20 protein-coding genes are annotated in these 18,356 nt (G+C 47.2%); 1 reads left to right on the top strand and 19 read right to left on the bottom strand.

Annotated features, from left to right (window positions below; genetic code table 11):
* Nucleotides 1–179: 179 nt before the first annotated feature.
* From ilvC to BQ7367_RS14505, 13 genes are all read right to left on the bottom strand, one after another.
* Nucleotides 180–1,199 carry a ketol-acid reductoisomerase gene (ilvC, locus tag BQ7367_RS11510; RefSeq protein WP_072525563.1) on the bottom strand — a complete coding sequence of 340 codons (1,020 nt, stop codon included), beginning with the start codon at nucleotides 1,197–1,199 and terminating at the stop codon, nucleotides 180–182.
* A gap of 25 nt (nucleotides 1,200–1,224) precedes the next feature.
* Nucleotides 1,225–1,722, bottom strand: coding sequence for an acetolactate synthase small subunit (gene ilvN / locus BQ7367_RS11505; protein ID WP_072525562.1), 498 nt, complete (start codon nucleotides 1,720–1,722; stop codon nucleotides 1,225–1,227).
* A gap of 99 nt (nucleotides 1,723–1,821) precedes the next feature.
* On the bottom strand, nucleotides 1,822–3,663 hold the full coding sequence (locus tag BQ7367_RS11500; RefSeq protein ID WP_072525561.1) for an ABC-F family ATP-binding cassette domain-containing protein: 1,842 nt from the start codon (nucleotides 3,661–3,663) through the stop codon (nucleotides 1,822–1,824).
* Nucleotides 3,664–3,765: 102 nt separating this feature from the next.
* Nucleotides 3,766–4,386 (bottom strand): hypothetical protein, encoded by a 621-nt coding sequence (locus BQ7367_RS11495; protein ID WP_072525560.1) that lies wholly within the window; start codon nucleotides 4,384–4,386, stop codon nucleotides 3,766–3,768.
* A complete protein-coding gene (locus tag BQ7367_RS11490; protein ID WP_072525559.1) occupies nucleotides 4,340–5,581 on the bottom strand; it encodes an ABC transporter permease in 1,242 nt (413 codons plus the stop codon). Before BQ7367_RS11490 ends, BQ7367_RS11495 begins: the two co-directional genes overlap by 47 nt.
* Entirely contained in the window at nucleotides 5,578–6,456 is an 879-nt protein-coding gene (locus tag BQ7367_RS11485) for an ABC transporter ATP-binding protein (protein ID WP_072526199.1), read from the bottom strand. The genes BQ7367_RS11490 and BQ7367_RS11485 overlap by 4 nt, the downstream gene beginning before the upstream one ends.
* Before the next feature lie 70 nt (nucleotides 6,457–6,526).
* Nucleotides 6,527–7,558 carry a sensor histidine kinase gene (locus BQ7367_RS11480; protein ID WP_072525558.1) on the bottom strand — a complete coding sequence of 344 codons (1,032 nt, stop codon included), beginning with the start codon at nucleotides 7,556–7,558 and terminating at the stop codon, nucleotides 6,527–6,529.
* On the bottom strand, nucleotides 7,534–8,220 hold the full coding sequence (locus BQ7367_RS11475) for a response regulator transcription factor (RefSeq protein WP_072525557.1): 687 nt from the start codon (nucleotides 8,218–8,220) through the stop codon (nucleotides 7,534–7,536). Before BQ7367_RS11475 ends, BQ7367_RS11480 begins: the two co-directional genes overlap by 25 nt.
* Before the next feature lie 17 nt (nucleotides 8,221–8,237).
* Nucleotides 8,238–9,380: an aldo/keto reductase gene (locus BQ7367_RS11470; protein ID WP_072525556.1), complete on the bottom strand. Its 1,143-nt coding sequence runs from the start codon at nucleotides 9,378–9,380 to the stop codon at nucleotides 8,238–8,240.
* 13 nt (nucleotides 9,381–9,393) lie between these two features.
* Complete coding sequence (locus tag BQ7367_RS11465; RefSeq protein WP_072525555.1) at nucleotides 9,394–10,434, bottom strand: lysylphosphatidylglycerol synthase transmembrane domain-containing protein; 1,041 nt, start codon at nucleotides 10,432–10,434, stop codon at nucleotides 9,394–9,396.
* On the bottom strand, nucleotides 10,431–11,066 hold the full coding sequence (locus tag BQ7367_RS11460; protein ID WP_235837594.1) for a hypothetical protein: 636 nt from the start codon (nucleotides 11,064–11,066) through the stop codon (nucleotides 10,431–10,433). The genes BQ7367_RS11465 and BQ7367_RS11460 overlap by 4 nt, the downstream gene beginning before the upstream one ends.
* Nucleotides 11,067–11,105: 39 nt before the next feature.
* Entirely contained in the window at nucleotides 11,106–12,170 is a 1,065-nt protein-coding gene (locus BQ7367_RS11455; protein ID WP_072525554.1) for a glycosyltransferase, read from the bottom strand.
* 129 nt (nucleotides 12,171–12,299) lie between these two features.
* The gene (locus tag BQ7367_RS14505; protein ID WP_159431656.1) at nucleotides 12,300–12,476 is read right to left on the bottom strand and encodes a hypothetical protein; all 177 of its coding nucleotides are present in this window, start codon (nucleotides 12,474–12,476) and stop codon (nucleotides 12,300–12,302) included.
* A gap of 255 nt (nucleotides 12,477–12,731) precedes the next feature.
* On the opposite strand from BQ7367_RS14505, the gene BQ7367_RS11450 reads away from it, so the two are divergent.
* Nucleotides 12,732–13,460: a hypothetical protein gene (locus BQ7367_RS11450; protein ID WP_072525553.1), complete on the top strand. Its 729-nt coding sequence runs from the start codon at nucleotides 12,732–12,734 to the stop codon at nucleotides 13,458–13,460.
* A 13-nt stretch (nucleotides 13,461–13,473) separates the two neighbouring features.
* Here the strand turns inward: BQ7367_RS11450 and BQ7367_RS11445 are convergent, their stop codons facing one another.
* The 6 genes from BQ7367_RS11445 to BQ7367_RS11420 form a co-directional block, all read right to left on the bottom strand.
* Nucleotides 13,474–14,037 (bottom strand): ECF transporter S component, encoded by a 564-nt coding sequence (locus BQ7367_RS11445; RefSeq protein ID WP_083588935.1) that lies wholly within the window; start codon nucleotides 14,035–14,037, stop codon nucleotides 13,474–13,476.
* Between the two features lie 176 nt (nucleotides 14,038–14,213).
* Entirely contained in the window at nucleotides 14,214–14,417 is a 204-nt protein-coding gene (locus BQ7367_RS11440; protein ID WP_072525551.1) for a type II toxin-antitoxin system antitoxin, read from the bottom strand.
* Between the two features lie 22 nt (nucleotides 14,418–14,439).
* Nucleotides 14,440–15,462 (bottom strand): SPFH domain-containing protein, encoded by a 1,023-nt coding sequence (locus BQ7367_RS11435; RefSeq protein WP_072525550.1) that lies wholly within the window; start codon nucleotides 15,460–15,462, stop codon nucleotides 14,440–14,442.
* 166 nt (nucleotides 15,463–15,628) lie between these two features.
* Nucleotides 15,629–16,246, bottom strand: a complete 618-nt coding sequence (locus BQ7367_RS11430) for a flavodoxin family protein (protein ID WP_072525549.1) — start codon at nucleotides 16,244–16,246, stop codon at nucleotides 15,629–15,631.
* Between the two features lie 252 nt (nucleotides 16,247–16,498).
* On the bottom strand, nucleotides 16,499–17,383 hold the full coding sequence (locus BQ7367_RS11425) for a sigma-70 family RNA polymerase sigma factor (RefSeq protein WP_072525548.1): 885 nt from the start codon (nucleotides 17,381–17,383) through the stop codon (nucleotides 16,499–16,501).
* Nucleotides 17,384–17,632: 249 nt separating this feature from the next.
* On the bottom strand, nucleotides 17,633–18,319 hold the full coding sequence (locus BQ7367_RS11420) for a recombinase family protein (RefSeq protein ID WP_072525547.1): 687 nt from the start codon (nucleotides 18,317–18,319) through the stop codon (nucleotides 17,633–17,635).
* Nucleotides 18,320–18,356 lie beyond the last annotated feature (37 nt).

Genomic DNA, 18,356 nt, shown 5'->3' with positions numbered 1-18,356 from the left:
CCTCCTACTTTGTTTCTCATTTCCGCAGTATTTCCATTCCCCCGCCCCGTCCGGGCGGGATAAAAAAGATGCCCCCGGCACCTGCACCGCACAGACAGCATGTAGAGCATACACTCCCTCAAAAGCTGCGATGCAGTCATGGTTCCGGTGGGCATCTTCTGTTTTTCAAAATCAGCTGATCAGTTGTTGATCAGTTTATCCTCGTCGCTCCAGCTGTACAGCTTCCGGATCTCTTCACCGATCTTCTCTGCCGGATGCTCAGCCGCAAGCTTTCTCATAGCGCGGAAGTGCGCCTGGCCGCCGGCCTCTGACATATCCAGAAGGAAATCTTTTGCGAACGTACCATCCTGAATATCAGAAAGGATTTTCTTCATAGCTTTCTTTGTATCTTCTGTGATGATCTTCGGTCCGGTTATGTAATCACCATACTCAGCCGTGTTGGAAATAGAATATCTCATTCCGGAGAATCCTGACTGATAGATCAGGTCAACGATCAGTTTCATCTCATGGATACACTCAAAATATGCGTTCCTGGGATCATATCCTGCCTCTACCAGAGTCTCGAACCCTGCCTGCATCAGAGCGCAGACACCACCGCACAGAACAGCCTGCTCACCAAAGAGGTCTGTCTCTGTCTCTGTACGGAATGTAGTCTCAAGGATACCGGCTCTCGCTCCGCCGATGGCAAGTCCGTACGCCAGAGCTTTGTCAAGTGCTTTTCCTGTATAATCCTGCTCTACGGCCACCAGGCACGGAGTTCCTTTTCCTGCCTGATATTCACTTCTTACGGTATGTCCCGGAGCCTTCGGCGCAATCATGGTAACATCCACATTCGCCGGCGGTACGATCTGTCCGAAATGGATATTGAACCCGTGAGCAAACATAAGCATATTTCCTTCTTCCAGGTTCGGCTCGATGTCATTCTTATATAATGCAGCCTGTTTCTCGTCGTTGATCAGGATCATGATGATATCCGCTTTTTTCGCGGCCTCTGCTGAAGTGTAGACTTCAAATCCCTGCGCCTTAGCTTTCGCCCAGGAGCGGCTGCCTTCATAGAGACCGATGATGACATTGCATCCGGATTCCTTCAGGTTCAGCGCATGTGCATGTCCCTGGCTGCCATAACCGATAATCGCGATCGTCTTTCCTTCCAGAAGGGAAAGATTACAGTCTTCCTGATAATAAATTTTTGCTGCCATGTTACATTCCTCCTAAAATAATTGATTATAAATATGCCACATCCTTGCTCCCCCTGGAAAGTCCCGTGATACCGGTCCTTGCCAGTTCCAGTATCTCATACCCTTTCAGAAGGTTCAGGAAAGCGTCCAGCTTGCTCTGAGTTCCTGTGAGCTCCACAATAAGAGAATCCTCCTCCACATCCACGATCTTCGCGCGGAAAATGTCTGCCACGGAGATGATCTCTCCCCTCTGCGCCGCGTCTGCCCGGAGCTTTACCATGATCAGCTCGCGGCATACCGACTCTTTGTCTTTTAACACCTTGATATCTACAACATCCTCCAGCTTTCTGACCTGTTTCTCGATCTGGGACAGGATCAGCTCATCCCCGGAAGATACGACTGTGATCCTGGTAAATCTGGGATCCGCCGTCATACCGGCAGTGATACTGTCGATGCTGTACCCACGGCGGCTGAACAGCCCTGCAATGCGGCTCAGGACACCGGGATTGTTGTCTACCAGCAGTGAAAATACCTGACTTCTCATGGTTCTCTTCCTTTCTCACCCAAAAAACAGAGTGCAATCTGTTTTATCTTCTATAATATTACCAACAGTCTCTCTCTTTGTCAAGCGTTCGAAACAATTTCATTCCTGTTTTGCGATCCTGTCCGCGAGATCATTGAGATACACCCATCGTTCAGTCTTCTCCTCCAGCACTTTCTGCGTCTTTTCCTGCTCTTCCATCAATTCTTTCAGTCTGACCGAATTGGTGGCATTGGCTTCGATCTGCCGGCCAATGCTCTCTATTTTTTCCTCAAGAGAGGCGATATCCTCGTCTATCGTCTCATATTCCCGCTGCTCTTTGTATGAAAATTTCAGTTTTTGGGGCTGATCTTTCTTCCAGTCCCGGCCTTTCTTTTCCTGTGACTCAGCTGTATTCTCCGACGGTTTTTCCGATCCTGTCCGGCCCGCTGTCCTCTCAGGAAAGGCGCCATCTTCCCGGAGCGCTTCTGGCTTACGCCCTTTCTTTGCCTCCAGATATTCTGTATATCCTCCTTCATACTGGGTGACATGCCCTTCCCCGTCCAGCTCCAGGATCCTGTCCACCACATTATCCAGGAAATACCGGTCATGAGACACCGCGATCACGATGCCCGAGAAGGAATTCAGATAATCCTCAAGGATCGTCAGGGTGGGGATATCCAGATTATTTCCCGCCTCGTCCAGAAGAAGGACATTGGCATTTTCAGCCAGCACGCCCAGCAGATACAGGCGGCGTTTCTCACCTCCGGACAGTTTTCCGATCGGCGCGTACTGCATATCCGGTGTAAACAAAAAACGTTCCAGCAGAGCGGAAGCACTGATCTTTCCCTCCCTGGTCGTGATATATTCCGCAATATCCTTCACATAGTCGATGACACGCTGAGAGTCATCCATATGCTGTTCTTCCTGGGCTAAATATCCGATCCGTATGGTCTCTCCTACCTCGATCTGCCCCGCATCCGGGCTGATGATACCTGCAAGCATTTTCATGACAGTAGATTTTCCACACCCGTTTGGTCCGATGATACCGAGCCGCTGATTCCGCAGTACGATATAACTGTAATCCTCCAGGATCTTTATCTTGCCGAAACTTTTACTCACATGATGAAGTTCGATGGTCTTCCTGCCCATCCGTGTCTCTGCTGAATCCAGCTCCACTGTCCGATCCACTGCGGGGGAACTTCCGTTTTTCAGCGTCTCCAGACGCTCCAGTCTGGCTCTTTGTTTCGTCGATCTGGCACGGCAGCCTCGTTTTGCCCACTCCAGTTCCATCCGGAGAATGCTCCTTCGTTTTCGTTCAGAGGCCAGCTCCATCTCCTCTCTGGCCGCCTTTAATTCCAGAAATCCCGAATAATCTGCCTCATACCCGTACAGCTTTCCATGACTGATCTCAAGAATCCGGTTGGTGACCCGATCCAGGAAATACCGGTCATGGGTCACCATAAGAAGCGTTCCCCGGTAATCCCTGAGATATTCCTCCAGCCAACGGATCATTCCTTCATCCAGATGATTGGTAGGCTCGTCAAGCAGAAGGACATCTGATTCTTCTGCCAGGGTCCTGGCCAGCGCGACTCTTCTCTTCTGCCCGCCGGAAAGATGTTTGAGTTTCTGTTCAAAATCCGTGATCCCCAGTTCCATCAAGGCGCTCTCCACCCGCCAGTCCGCTTCCGGGTCTCCACGAAAAGCATAGGTACGGATATCTGCGTCTTCGGGAAAGAAAGGATTCTGCCGGATATATCCGATCTTTAAACCATTCTGCCGGATGATCTTACCTGTGTCGGGCACCTCCTCTCCTGCTGTCATCCTGAGAAGAGTAGACTTTCCTGTCCCGTTGATACCCACGATACCGATCTTGTCCCCCTGCTGGATCCCGAACGAAGCATCCTCATAAATGGTTTTTTCTCCATATACCTTACTGATATGTTCGATATTAATAATGTTCATAAAAAACTCCTTATAAACTCTGATAATGATCCTTTATCCCGCTGTCCGCACACAGATCATTTTGAAGAGTTTCTAAGGAGTTGTCAAGAAAAATCCTAGGGCCTATCTCCTTCGTCTGTAAAGGAAAAGGCCACAGGCCATAAGCAGGATCCCGACGGTCAGGATCCAGTACTTCGTTTCATAATCCGTGAGCATGCCAAAAGGATACAGTTTTTTCAGATACGGGTATCCGCCTCCCAGGGCTGCCATATAATATCCCAGCGGGATCATATATCCGGCGATCAGATTATCTGTGATCCCATAGGTGAAGATCCCTGCTCCTCCAAATGCGATTACCTCAGCCATGGTACCGAAGTAGTATTTCATCGGTTCCAGTTCACATTTTCCTGCTTTCATCACAACAAGACAGCCGAACACCAGAGCCGCGGAAAATACCAGACTGACCAGGATCCGGATCAGATAAACAGCTGTAAATTCTGTGTACCGTGCCTTTACCACATCCCAAAGATCCCTGTCCTGTTCCGGCAAAAATACCGGGACAAAAAGGATAATTCCGATCAGTGCCACATACGTTTCCAGGACTTTCGCGCTCTGGACTATATCCAGATTTGAGATCCCCATCACCAGGGGCGCGGCTGCCAGAAGAAGCAGGCTGACCAGAAGATGCTGCCACACATTATGCTTCAACTGGACTTTTGTGATCTCCAGATACTTTCCTGCCACGTCTTAAATACCCCTTTCTTTTTCTTTCATATATAAAAATCGTCAGTGCCGCCAGACACAGTGACAAAGCCACATAGGCCAGTCGGTTCACGGCCAGCTGTGAAAATTCCTCCGCAAATCCGGTGTAATTCAGTTCTGTATTATGCCGCGGGATCAGATTCCAGCCATAGCTTCCGCCTTTCATGCCCTCTGCTCCCATCATCACACTCATAAACCACCAGGCCCCCTGCACAAGAACGGCAAGAGCGGTCTCTGTCAGTTCCGTGCAGAACATTCCCACAGCGACTACCGCCATCACAGTCGGCAGCAGCCATCCCAGATCATATTTCAGCCATGCCAGATAACCCAGATCCGCCCCCTGGATCCCTGCCCGGATACATTCTGCGGCAGGGAACAGTGATAAAAGCAGGACTGGCAGCATGTGCATACAGATCAGCGCCGCATACCGGCTTCCCATGACCCGAAAAGAGGATGCGCTTCGCGAATAGATCAGTTCCTGCATCCGGGAACGCCGGTCTCGGAGCATTCGCACTGCTGTTACAAAAACAGGCAGGATTCCCAGCACCACTCCCATATAGTCACAGAACAGTCTGGCATATCCACCGGTAAGTCCGTCCTTTTCTGTCAGATCACGGTAATTTTTTACTGCTCCTTCGTAGTCCACAGGGATCCTTACATTTTCTCTGAGACGTTCTTCCGTATAATCTGAGCCCGGCCCCAGAATCTCTGCCACCCGGTCCATCTCCTTCAGGAACTCCTCATAGGTCAGTCCGTCTTTCACCTTTACTTCATATTGTGTTGTCTGAATGGCATTCGCCTCAAAAAAGTCCGCAATATCCGCCTCGATCTCGTCCGCTTTCAGTCCGGTCAGTCTGTAAATGATATCCTCTATCTCCGATTTTTCTTTGTTGTTCAGAGAGATATGCTTTGCATATCCCACCGGATAGGTCACATAATCATCATAATAGTATGCCCACACCAGGCTCCCGGCACCGGCCTCCATAATCTCTTTCTCCGTAATATCCGTACGAAATCCATAGTTACTGTAATCCTCCTGTCCTTCCACCGGTGGGGGAAGAATCTGCATACTTCCCATCTGGCTGAAAAAAAACAGCACAAGGCACGCTACATAGAGCCAGTAGATCAGACTTTTCGCCGTCTGTGAACACTCTTTCCTGAAAAGGGTCAGTATCATAAAACATCCCCCTCTCTGTTTATCAGATACATATAAGCGTCTTCCACTCCGGCGTCACAGTTTCTGGCCCCTGTAAAAGGCTGCCGGTCTGTCAGGAAACGGACTCTCACATTATTGCCCAGCGTGATCATACTTGTCACCGTATAAGACGATTTGATCCGATCCAGCTCTTTTCTGCTGACCTCAGCCTTGTACACTCTTCCCTCAACCAAAGACAGCAGCTCTTCTACTGTTCCGCGGAACAGGATCTTTCCTCCATCCAGGACCGCGATCTCCTCACAGGTTGCTTCCACATCTCCTACAATATGTGTGGACAGAATCACGATCCGTTCATCCGCAATCTCACAGAGCAGATTCCGGAACCGCACTCTCTCCTCCGGATCCAGCCCGGCAGTAGGTTCATCCACGATCAGCACTTTCGGATCATGGAGGATTGCCTGGGCGATCCCCAACCTTCGTTTCATTCCTCCGGAAAGCGCCTTTACTTTCGTCCTGGCATTGTCTGATAAGTTTACCCGTTCAAGAAGCAAAGGGATCCGTTCTTGTCTCTGCTGTTTTGTCAGTCCGGAAAGCACGCCCAGATAATCCATTGCTTCCCCGACTCTCATATTCGGGTACATAGAAAATTCCTGGGGAAGATACCCCGTGATCTTCCGGATCTCTGCGGCATGGCTTACGGGTATGCCGCATATTTCTACTTTTCCGCTGTTCTTTTCGAGCAGGGTAGCCAGTACTTTCATCAGAGTAGTCTTCCCGGCTCCGTTCCTTCCGAGCAGTCCGAACATCCCTTTACCGATGCGCAGGTCCACATTTTTGAGCGCCTGTTTCTTTCCATAGGATTTGTTCAGATCCCGGATTATGATCTCTGTTTTCATTTCTTCAGTCCTTTCTTTTCGTTCTGTTCTTACCATAGCGCTCAAAATCCTATTTTTCTTCTATAAAGTTTTAAGATTTTCTGCAGAAAAAGGAAACACTGGCAAAAGCGCCGCCGTCCATACTGTTGGCCAGGCTCAGTTCACCTCCGTGCTTCCCGGCGATCATCCGGCAGACATGCAGACCGATCCCAAAATGTTCCCCCGGATCCTTTTCCTCGCCTCTGAAATACGGTTCTGCCGCCGATCTGAGGCTTTCCTCATCGAATCCGCTTCCATCGTCATGCACAAAAAGAAAAAGCATGCCTGTTTCTCTCTCATATTCAAGTGAAAGCTCCACCTTGCTTCCGGCATACCGCAGTGCGTTTGAAAGCAGGTTTTCCAGAACTTCAAGAAACAGAGATTCATCCAGCCACAAGCTCTCATTTGGAAGCGCTCCCTCCTGTTCCTGCACGATCTGGATATCCCCCACAGCATTGAGGGATCCGGCGATCCCGTCAATGCGCTTCCACAGAGATCTCACCGAGATCTGAGCTTTTCGTGGCTCGATCTCTTCAAAACTCCGGATCTGCCTCATTGTTTTCGTGTAATCCTCCAGGCGTCTTAGATGCCTGGACATGAGTTTTAACGTGGAAGTCAGTTTTTCCTCATTGATTTTCCCCTCCGGTGTATAACGGTATAAAAGCTCGGCATACCCTCTCAGCACAGTCAGGGGGGTACGCATATCATGGGCGAAGGCCGCATTCACTTCCTTCTGCTCTCCAATCTGGCGCCAGAGCTCTTCACGGTCTGAGACGATCTCTTTTCGCATCTGTTCAAAAGTCAGACAGATTCTGACTTTTATCTGCTCGCCTTCAGTCAGGTTATACCAGACTGACTTTGCCCCGGTATAATAGAGATTCCCCATGATCCTTTCCTGGTACAGATCCACTCCATATGGACGCAGAACCTCATTGCAGCATAAGATACAGAACTGCTGTATGATCCAGGTAAATAGAAATGCAGCAAAAAGGGCCAGCAGCAGATATGCCGCCAGCGCCCATTTTAAAGACAGATCCTGTATTCTCTTTTTTATCTGTTCTATTTTTTCGTCCAGCCAATCCACTGATAGCCCACTCCCCACACTGTACGTATCACTTCCTGATCTGTGTATTGCGCGATCTTGCCCCGGATCCGCCGGACATGCTCGGCTACAATGGAACTGTCGCCGGCAGCGTCATACCCCCTTACTCTCTCATAAATCTTCTCCTTGCTGAATACCTGTCCAGAATGCAGGGAAAGAAACGCCAGGATATCGTATTCCGTACGCGTCAGCTCAATTCTGCGCAAACCACAGAACACAGTCCGTTCCTGATAATAAATCGTCAGTTCTCCCTCTTTTTTGACCGCTCCCGGATGCCTTTTCCGTTCCTCCCTGCGAAAATGCGCCATTACCCGCGCCCCGAGTTCCTCTATGCTGAAGGGTTTTATGATATAATCATCCCCTCCTGTCATCAGCCCGGTGATCCGGTCTTTTTCTTCCACACGTGCCGTCAGGAACAGGATCGGACAGGAAACCTTTTCCCGGATTTGGCGGCAGACACTCAAGCCGTCCAGATCCGGCATATTGATATCCAGCAGGATCATGTCCGGGCCGGCGTCAGCCTTCTTTACCGCCTCCAGACCTCCGCCTGCTGTTATCACCTCATATCCCTGAATCTCAAAATAATCTTTCAGAAGAGACACGATGCCTTTCTCGTCATCCACGACCAGGATCCTCTGTTTCATGCACTCCCCCTCCGCGTCTATTGAAATAACGCGTCTGCTTTTTTCATCCTGTCGATAACAGGCACGTCAAAGGGGCAGCGCTCTTCACATCCGCCACAGGCAATACAGTTTCCTGCGTTTGCGGAGAGAGCAGTATAATGCCCTCGGACGGCCTCGGGAACTTCTTCCTGCATTGTGGCAAGGTCATAAAGCTTATTGACCATGGCGATATCGATTCCCGCAGGACAAGGAGCGCAGTGACCGCAGTAGGTACACTGCCCTGAATAGGCATGATGCGGCGCATTTGCGAGAACGCTGGCATAGTCCTTCTCCTCTTCCGAAGCAGTCTCGTACGCGACTGCCGCTTTTACATGTTCCGGCGTATCATATCCTGCCAGTACGCTGGCCACTGCCGGTCTTGTCAGGGCATAATGGATGCACTGGACCGGAGTGAGAGCCACACCGAAAGGTGACGTCTGCGCAGAGAACAGTCTTCCTCCCGCATATCCTTTCATCACTGTAATGCCGACTCCTCTCTGCTCACAGATCTGATAAAGTTCCTGCCTCTCGGGATCGATGCCTCCCAGATTTTCCTCATAGGTCTCTGCAAAATATGTATTCAGGTCCTCGCTTGCGGGAAGCAGATCAAACGCCGGATTGATACTGAACAGGATCATTTCAATCTCCCCGCTTAAAGCCGCCAGCTTCGCCACCCTCGGATTATGGGTACTCATCCCGATATGGCGGATGACTCCTTTCTCCTTCTGTTCTTTTACATAGTCCAGAAATTCTCCTTCCATAATGCGGTGAAATTCTGTCTCTTCATCCACAAAATGAATCATTCCCAGATCAATATAATCTGTTTTAAGGCGGATCAGAAGATCTTCAAACGCTATTCTGACTTTGTCCATCTCTCTGGTCCGGACGTACTGGCCTTGCTGCCATGTGGAGCCAAAGTGCCCCTGTATGATCCACCGGTCTCTTTTCCCCTCCAGTGCCTTTCCAATATTTGTGCGGACATTGGGCTCTGACATCCAGCAGTCCAGGATATTGATCCCGAACCTTTCGCAGCAGTCAATGACTTCTTTGACTTCTTCTGCGTTATGGCGCTCCAGCCACTCAGCTCCCAGACCGATCTCGCTGACTTTTAAACCCGTCCTTCCCAGTTCTCTGTACTGCATCGCAAAACCTCCCTTAATGTTTTTTCCTCTTTTCTGCGACTCGCACGGCAATTACTACTGCCAGGCTCACCACAAGAAGAAAATAAAAATTAATTCCCCGGCTGACCAGCATCGACGGGATCAGGTATGTTCCGGTAAACACACGGGCAAACACCGCCTGATACATAAGCTCTGTAATCCCCTGTGCTCCTGGCAGAGGAAGCATGTCCACGGCAATATACACAGATGCCTGCAGAAGGATCACTTTTGCCGCGCCGGTTCCTTCCAGGCCGAATCCAAGATAGACCATATACGTCAGAACGAACACACTGCATCTCTGGATAAAAGTAACAAGTATCACAATGAGAAGTTTTCCCTTATGTTCCTTCAGCCAGGCCACGGCGTTCTGATAACTGTCAATAAATGTCAGGATCTTCTCTTCTCTCTGATCGGATGGCTTCCATATCTTCATCCGGATAAAAAGCCGTTCAAAAAACAGCGCCGCTTTCAACATGATCTTCGGGAACAGCATCACCCCCAGGATCACGATGACAAGGATCACATTCAGTCCCAGTCCGAGAAGATACAGTGGAAAATATTTCCCTAGTTCTCCCGTAAGCGGACGAAACCAGAACAAGAGGATCCCGAATCCCATCACCACCAGCACAAATTTATAGGCCACCGCCACGGTCATAAGGACGACTGTACTGTCAGACCCGCGGTTTCCGTCCTTGTTCATATAATAAAGCTGTATCGGCTGTCCCCCTGATGCGGAGGGAGTAATTCCGGAATAAAAGAATCCGATAAAAGAATACTGAATACAACGGAAAAGTGTGCTTGCCCTTCCGCCGTTTTTCTGAGCTTTCATAGAACGAAGAAGATACCAGATCATGTAACCTTCAGCGCACACAAAAAAAACAGCCAGTCCCACCGCGGGAATGAGATACAGCGGCGACATTTCCGACACTGAACGGGCAATCTGCGTCAAATTGCGGCCGCTGAACAAGGCATAAAATGTCAGCAGCATAATTACAAGGAACAGCACGATCTGCAGGGCCCGCTTTTTTACACTCATGCTTTCTCCCTCCGACTTACGGGGCCACGCATGTAAACAGATCCTGCGAACGCAGGACGTACCGCAGGCAGGACCGGGCCGGATCCCGGAGCATACACCGGTCTTTTGGATCCCACAAGCTCACTCAGCCTTCCCTCGAAAATCTTTTCTTTTTTCTCATACTCATAGAAATCTTTTGGAGTCACCAGGGAAAAATGTTTTCCCAGACTGCAGATTCCCGCTTCTTCCAGCAGTTTGGCCACATAGGAGGAACATGTATAATGCCCTTTCTGAAAAAAAGGACGCTGCATAAGAATAAACGGAAGTCCGATCACCGCATAATGATACTGGAATCGCCTCTTCATCGCTTTTTTCAGCTCTTGTTCAATATATTTCTTCTGTTCCACTGTACACTCCACACTGCAGATCATATAATCGGCCGTAGGGAATGCCCGCAAAATCTTCTTTTTATCTTCCTTTTCAAATCCGGCAATAAGGGGAACGCTGGGATGTCTTCTGCCGATACTGTAAGCCTCTTCAAGATATGGATCAAGTGACAGGACCACATGAATATACTTTTGCTTTATAACTCTGCGTATAATACCGGCAAAAAAGCCGGGAGTATCTACAAAAGCAATATAAATCTGTGCCATAACTTCCAATCTCCCTCTTCTGTATATTTTGTAATATCATCACTGAAACTGATAAATCTTTCTGGCGAAACGATATCCTCCTACCGTCAGCTTCCCTCCCAGCTTTCCTGGAAGATAAGTCAGCCCGCTCAGAGTTGAATAACGCAGCCTGTAATAAAGCGCGGCATTATATCTCCGGATATTCTCCCACATATCCTTTCGCTTTTTTTCCGCCTCCGCGGTCTGTATGAGAAGCAGATGGATAGAGGATATAGCCAGCATGATAGAAATATTCCTGGTCATATAGGACGCCAGTTTCGGATATTGTTTTTTCACCTGAGCCAGATCCACACTGCGGGCTACAAGTTCTGTTACCCGGATCTGCTGGTCAATGCGCTTCATCAGTACCTTTTCATTCACAGACTGATCTTCCCGCCCCAAATAGTAATGATACAGATCGATATCCATGTAATAGATCCCTTTTACGTATGGAAGCGGCTGGTAGGAAAACAGATTATCTACATAGAATGTATGTTCCGGAAGCCTGACTCCTGATCTGCGCAGCACTTCTGTCCGAAACATCAGCGAATGCATGATCAGATACTGAGAGGGTCTGAAGCGGCCGATCTCATCCCAGGAACACATCTGATCCACCGGAAAGATATTCCGGTAGTCCATCACACGACAGGTTCCTTCATCCAGATGGTCATAAACATAATTACAGACAAAAAGATCCGGAATCTCTGACAGAACGTTTTCTTCCTTTTCACAGCCAATGCCTCCGGAAATTCGGGTGCATAACAGCCGGATCCTGTCAAGAAGCTTACCGCATGCCTCCACATCCAGCCAGTCATCAGAATCCACCACTTTATAATAAAGGCCTTCTGCCAGCTCCAACCCTTTGTTTACTCCGGAACCGTGGCCGCCGTTTTCCTTATGTACGACCCTGACAATGTCAGGATACAACAACTGATATTCATCCGCGATCTTCGCGGTGCCGTCTGAAGAACCATCATCGATCAGAATAATCTCTACATCTGTTCCTCCCGGAAGGAGGGAATCCACGCACCGTCTCATATAGTCCTGAGAATTATAGCAGGGAACGGCAAATGTAATATATTTCATAATGTAAATCCTTCCTTTCATCATATGGTCCTATTGTAAAAAAGTGTTCTTAAGATAACAGGAAGGTATTTCTTAAGATTTTGAAAAGAATTCTATAATCCTGTAAAAAGAATGTATATCCTGTTAAATCTACTTACTGAACTTAAGGAGAACCCGGTCCACCGCGGACCAGACTCCGGATATTACAAACATCAGCGCGCCGACGGGAACTACGATCATGACCAGAAGTGCCAGCATAACCCAGCTGAGCATACGCGGTATCCTCCTGCTTTTGCTCCTTTTCTCTCTGATTTCCCCTTTTTCCATTTCTGTCCCTCCTGTCCGGAAATCCTGTTTTATCTTTACAACTCTATCCTATCAGGGGCTCTTCCGGATTTCCATCGAGACAGCTTACAATTTCCTCAGTCCGGCTTACACTTTTGTAATACTTTATCGAAAAATAAAAATTTTTTTAAATTACTGGTCTTTACTTGTACAATAGGCTAAAAAGTTATACCATTAGAGATATTTCCCATGTAAATCATCTTCGGATGAAGAGATCTTCAGAAAGCGAGGTTTTCTATGAGGCATAGAAAAAACATTTCGGATTTTTTTGATGATGATTTTGAAGTCGTCTACGACGAAACGAAAACGGATTGGGCGGATACTGATGAAATCATCACAAAAAACAGAAGAAATGATCAAGACAGAACAGATTCTTTTGCTCCTCTTAACGAATACGATCCGGAAGATAACAAAAGAACTGATATAAGGGACAGCAGACGTCAGAAACGCCGCCGCTTAGTCCCGCTCGCCGCTCCCATCCAAAAAGGCGGCCGTGTTCTGTCACGAGTCACGGCAGCCGCTATACGGAGCCTGACAGCTGCCTTGATCCTGGCTGTCGCCATATATGTAACCTATACTTTCTGGAGAGCCAGCGCTCCGTACGGAGATATTGCAGAGGCATTCAATACTCGGCAACTTTCTCCGTCTCTTGCACCCTATGTCTGTATTATGGCTATTTTCCTTCTGTTCGAATTTATTTCTCTTCTGTGGTCCATGACCAAAGTGCGCGTAAGAGATGGCAGGGATACATGGAAAGAAGATACTGGAAGAGGACTTTTCTCTTTTCTTCTGGTATTTCTGTCCTCCTATCTTTCTTTCCTGCTCTATCGTTTTCTTCCGGAATCTCCGGAATTTCTGTACGGCCTCAAAGGGGCTCTTGAAGTATACGGCTCCATGCACAATGCCCTCTTTGGACTGTGCGCTGCCGGAGTTGTATCGTGCCTTATCCGCAGATACTTCTCCTGACAGGATCCTGAAACTATGACTCCTCCGGCCTTGGTGAATGCCGCATCTGGCACGTTACCAGTCCGGTGCGGTTCAGAGCCGCCATAACGGCAGGGATCAGGATAAGCTGGATGAGGATGCCCGGCACCGCATTAAAAAACGCCCCTGCCAGAAACATCTTCATCGTAAAGGCCCCGCCGGATATCCCAAGAAGAATCATCTGAACAATTGCCCAGACAAGGCGTCCTGCTATCATGGCTGTGATCAGCGCCCTGTAAAGAGATACGATACATTTCCACCTGGACAGACCATACATCAGTCCGATCACCAGACCGTATGTCATCATCTCAAATGCCATCGCAATCCCCGTTGGGAATAATACCGGCATGCCGAAGACAAAATATCTCACGATCGGCAGGATAAATCCCAGCACCGCCCCATACTGCCATCCACAGATCAGCCCGCACAACAAAACCGGTATGTGCATGGGAAGCATCATATTTCCGATCTGAGGGATCTGTCCTGTCAGAAACGGCAGTACCATTCCGATAGCCAGGAACATGGCCGTCAAAGTCAGATTTATTGTTGTTTTGCGCATTTTCATCTATTCCTTTCCACTTATATTTTTATCATTTACTCACTTCTCCGAAACAGACACTTTTATATTATAACTTATTCTGGATTTTCACACAAGCATTCTGTGAACGGGGCCGTGTACCTTTTAAAAGGTACACGGCCCCGTTCACAGATTTTTCACATTTTCACATGTTGAATTCATTTAATATCCAGATCCGGAGGTTCATCCAGATGTTCGGATACATATTTCCCGTTTTTCTTTCTCTGACGCACGCACTCTGTCAACAGATATTCGATCTGCCCGTTGACGGAACGGAAATCATCTTCTGCCCAGGCTGCGAGAGCGTCGTACAACTTAGCGGAAAGTCTTAACGGAATCTGTTTTTTCTTTGAATCGGCCATAAAACCATCTCTACTTTCAAATCTAATAAAGGCTGCCTGAATTCACTACCGGCTGCGCCTCCCTATTGCCACAGAGCACGACAAGCAGGTTGGATACCATCGCGGCCTTTCTCTCTTCATCCAGTTCCACAACTCCATTCTGGCTCAACCGGTCCAGAGCCATCTCCACCATTCCGACCGCTCCGTCCACGATCATCTTTCTGGCATCCACGATCGCCGACGCCTGCTGTCTCTGGAGCATCACAGCCGCGATCTCCGGAGCATATGCCAGATAGGTGATCCTGGCCTCTATAATCTCCAGTCCGGCTTCTTTCACTCTGTTCTGGATTTCATCCCGGATTCTGGCTGCCACAACCTCGCTGGAGCCTCTCAGACTGCCCTCATCTGCAATACCGTCTCCTGTCGTATCCACATTCGGCGCCACATCGTACGGATAAATACGGACGATATTCCGAAGAGCCGTATCACATTGCAGGGAAAGATATTCCTTATAATTATCCACACGGAACACAGCTTTGGCCGTGTCCACCACCCGCCACATGACTGCGATCCCGATCTCCACCGGATTGCCAAGACAGTCATTGATTTTCTGCCTGTTATTGTTCAGAGTCATAATCTTCAGAGAGATCCTTTTTCCGGAAAGATCCACCTCTGTCTTTCCCATATTGAATGACAGCGACATAGCCGGCTTGGATACCTTGTTGTCCACGTCTCCGCTCTGGTGCAGATGGGTATCCGCGGCCGGATTCACACTTGTACAGAAAGGATTCACAAAATAGAATCCGTCATCCTTGAGGGTGCCTACATATTTGCCAAATAAGGTAAGTACCAGTGCTTCCTGGGGTTTTAATACTTTCAGCCCGCAGTACGGAATCCATCCGATACAGAGCCAGATGATACTGACTACCAGAAGTGCCGCGCTTCCGCCGTCACTGATCAGCATTCCGCCGAACACACAACCTGCGATCGCCGCCGCATACAAAAGAGTTGTCAGGATCAGCGCCAGCATTCCATGTTTTTTATTCTTCAGAACTTTTTCTTCCATTGTAACGTCCTCCTTCAGATTAAGGAATATACTTTTGATATCTTTATGATATCATTTTATTTCCTTCTTGTAAAGAAAAAACAGCCGAAATTTTTCAGCTGTTTTTCATAATCCTCCGGATGTCTCTGGAAAAAGCCAGATTTCTGTCGATATACTGTCTATTTTCCTAGCGGATAAAATTTGTCCTGCAGAATTCTTCCTTTTCCGGAAGCCCGTATTTTTCTTTTCCCAGTTCTATGCTCTTCATAAGAAAGGACATGTTTCTCGCAAGCGTCCGCATAATCTGAAGACCTTCCAGATCCTGACTGGCCTCTCCCTGAGCAGCGCCGTGTATACTGTTCCAGTATTGTCCGGACGCCACCGGCATGCCTGAGATCGTAAAATACTTGTTCAATTCGTCGAAAGCAGCGGATAACCCGCCCCTTCTGGCCGCCGCCACAGCGGCTCCTACTTTCATTGTCTTATCAAAATGTGTGCTGTAGAACAGCCGGTCCAGGAAGGCCACCAGTGTTGCGTTGGCAGAGGCATAGTAGACCGGGCTGGCCACCACCAGGCCGTCACTTTTCTCAAACTTCAAAGCTGCTTCGTTCACGGCGTCCTCAAAAACACATTTTCCCGCCTTCGCACAGGAGCCGCAGGCAACACATCCCCTGATCGCCTGATTCCCGATATGCAAGATCTCTGTCTCTATTCCTTCCTGTTCAAATACCTTTTCCATCTCACGCAAGGCGATGTATGTATTTCCTCTGGCGTGAGGGCTACCGTTGATCATCAGTACTTTCATATTTCATACCTCCCGCTTCTTTGCTTTTATAAAAACCGCACCGGCCTGATATGGCCAGCGCGGTTTCTGTGATTCAGATTTATGAATCGTCAGTCTAGAACTTACCTGCCTTTGCTGCTTCCTCAATGGAAACTGTCGATGTCTAATTTGTTGGCTTTTTCTTATTATTTGTGTGCTACCTGCGCGCTACCAAACAACTTTTACCACTATTTTTTACAACTGTTATTACTATACTCCTTATCTTTTGTTAAGTCAATATGCACGCTTTAAGCTTTCTTCCAATTCTACATTGCGTACTGCTATATATTCTACTATTGAATCTCCGTGCGCTTTAAATCCATTGAGTCCGGTTCTATAAACTGATGCATTAACAATCTCAAATTTCTGTTTTATTTCTCTCTGAGCTTTGGTCATTCTAAGTCGCTGGATCCCTGCATCCCTGCATTGACGTACTTTTCCCCAACTCAAGCCAGTCTCCCGAGCAATCTGTAATAATGTTTTTCCTTTTCTGTAATATTCATTAATGATCCGATCTTGTTGTTTATCTGTGTAACGCTCTACAATATTCCAGATCTCATTTTTTTGATATTCATTGAATATTCTATCAACTGTATCATTTTCAAGGTTGTAATCATCTGATACCATATCGGACAGGCTCGAGTTTTCATCTTCTTTTAACGGAGCATCCAGACTAACGACATCACGCATATAAATTCTTATCTTCTGTATTACGGACGTAGACAACAGACTATATTCTGAAATTTCATCATCCGTTGGCATCCTGCCTAAATCCTGCTTAAGCTCTTGCACTGCTTTCTTGTAACGACCTATCTTTTGTCTATATGCACTCGGAATCCTGATTGCGAAGCTATTATTTTCTATATATCGCTGCACATTCTGACGCACCCAATATTGAGCATAAGTCATAAATAGAACCTTTCCCGAAGATTCATAATGCTGTACTGCTTCCCATAATCCAAAATAAGCCTCCTGCAGTAAATCCTCTTCTGATTCATAATGTATATATGGATGTATAAATTTTTTTATTAAAGGCAGATTCTTCTCATACAAAAGCTGCATATTTTCCGTTACAGAAATACCTTTTTTTACCTGGGATACAATTTGTTCATTCGTCATTGTACAGCACCTACCTTTTTGATATAATACAGATAGATGCAATTCGCCAAAGAGAAGCTGATTCCATAATTTGTAGCTTCTCTTTTATTTTACCACAACATATCCTTTTTCAACTTTTTATTTTGAATTCAATAATGAATAGTCCTTTTTGAAAATTTGAGTCAGAAAGACGTACTTAGTCTAGCCATGCAAACATTCCTTACAGACCCCTAGGCGGTATCCAAAATACACATAAGAAAAGCAGGACATTCAGCCCTGCAGTTCTACTTTCAATTCTCTTTTGTATTTGTAATATGTGTTACGAGCAAGCCCCGTCAGTTTTAAACAATCCACATCAGACAAAGATCCATCAAAATCTTTACTATATCTTTGAATTTGTTGTTTTGCCTCTATTGATTTCTTTGTTGTAAGCTTTGCTCCTCTTCGCTGTCCGATCTGCTTGCCGTTTAATCTTGCTGTTTCTATTCCCTCTTTAGTACGTTGATGCAAGTCCTGTACCTCTTTCTCTGACTGTTCAAAAGCAAGTCTTATCTGCTCTTTAGCAAGTGCCATAAGATACTTATTTACGCCCTCTAAAATATAATCCACATTCGTTCCTGTAAGAGCTATATTGCTTTGTAATGCGTGTTTATATGTAACGGTGTTTATATGCGGTTCTTTCAAGAAGACCAACTCTACCCCCTTTGTATATAAATCTTCATATAAACAGAACCCCTCATCTTCGTTCCTGCTCATACGAGATACGCTATCAAACACAATCGTATCTCCCGACTTTACTTTTTTGTATAATTTATTCCATTCCGGTCTATCTTGCTTTGTTCCTGTGTAAATCTCCGTTACAATAACCGCATCTCCATATTCGGCTTTTATATTCCGTATTTGACGATCAATGCTCTGCTGCTTTGTACTAATCCTGCAATATCCATATATACACATATTTGACGCTCCTTTTTAATATCAAATCTAACGTTCA

This window comes from Clostridium sp. Marseille-P3244 (assembly GCF_900120155.1).
Taxonomy (GTDB): domain Bacteria; phylum Bacillota; class Clostridia; order Lachnospirales; family Lachnospiraceae; genus Mediterraneibacter.
Note: the sequence above shows the minus strand (reverse complement) of the source record. Positions and strands in the feature narration are given on the sequence as shown.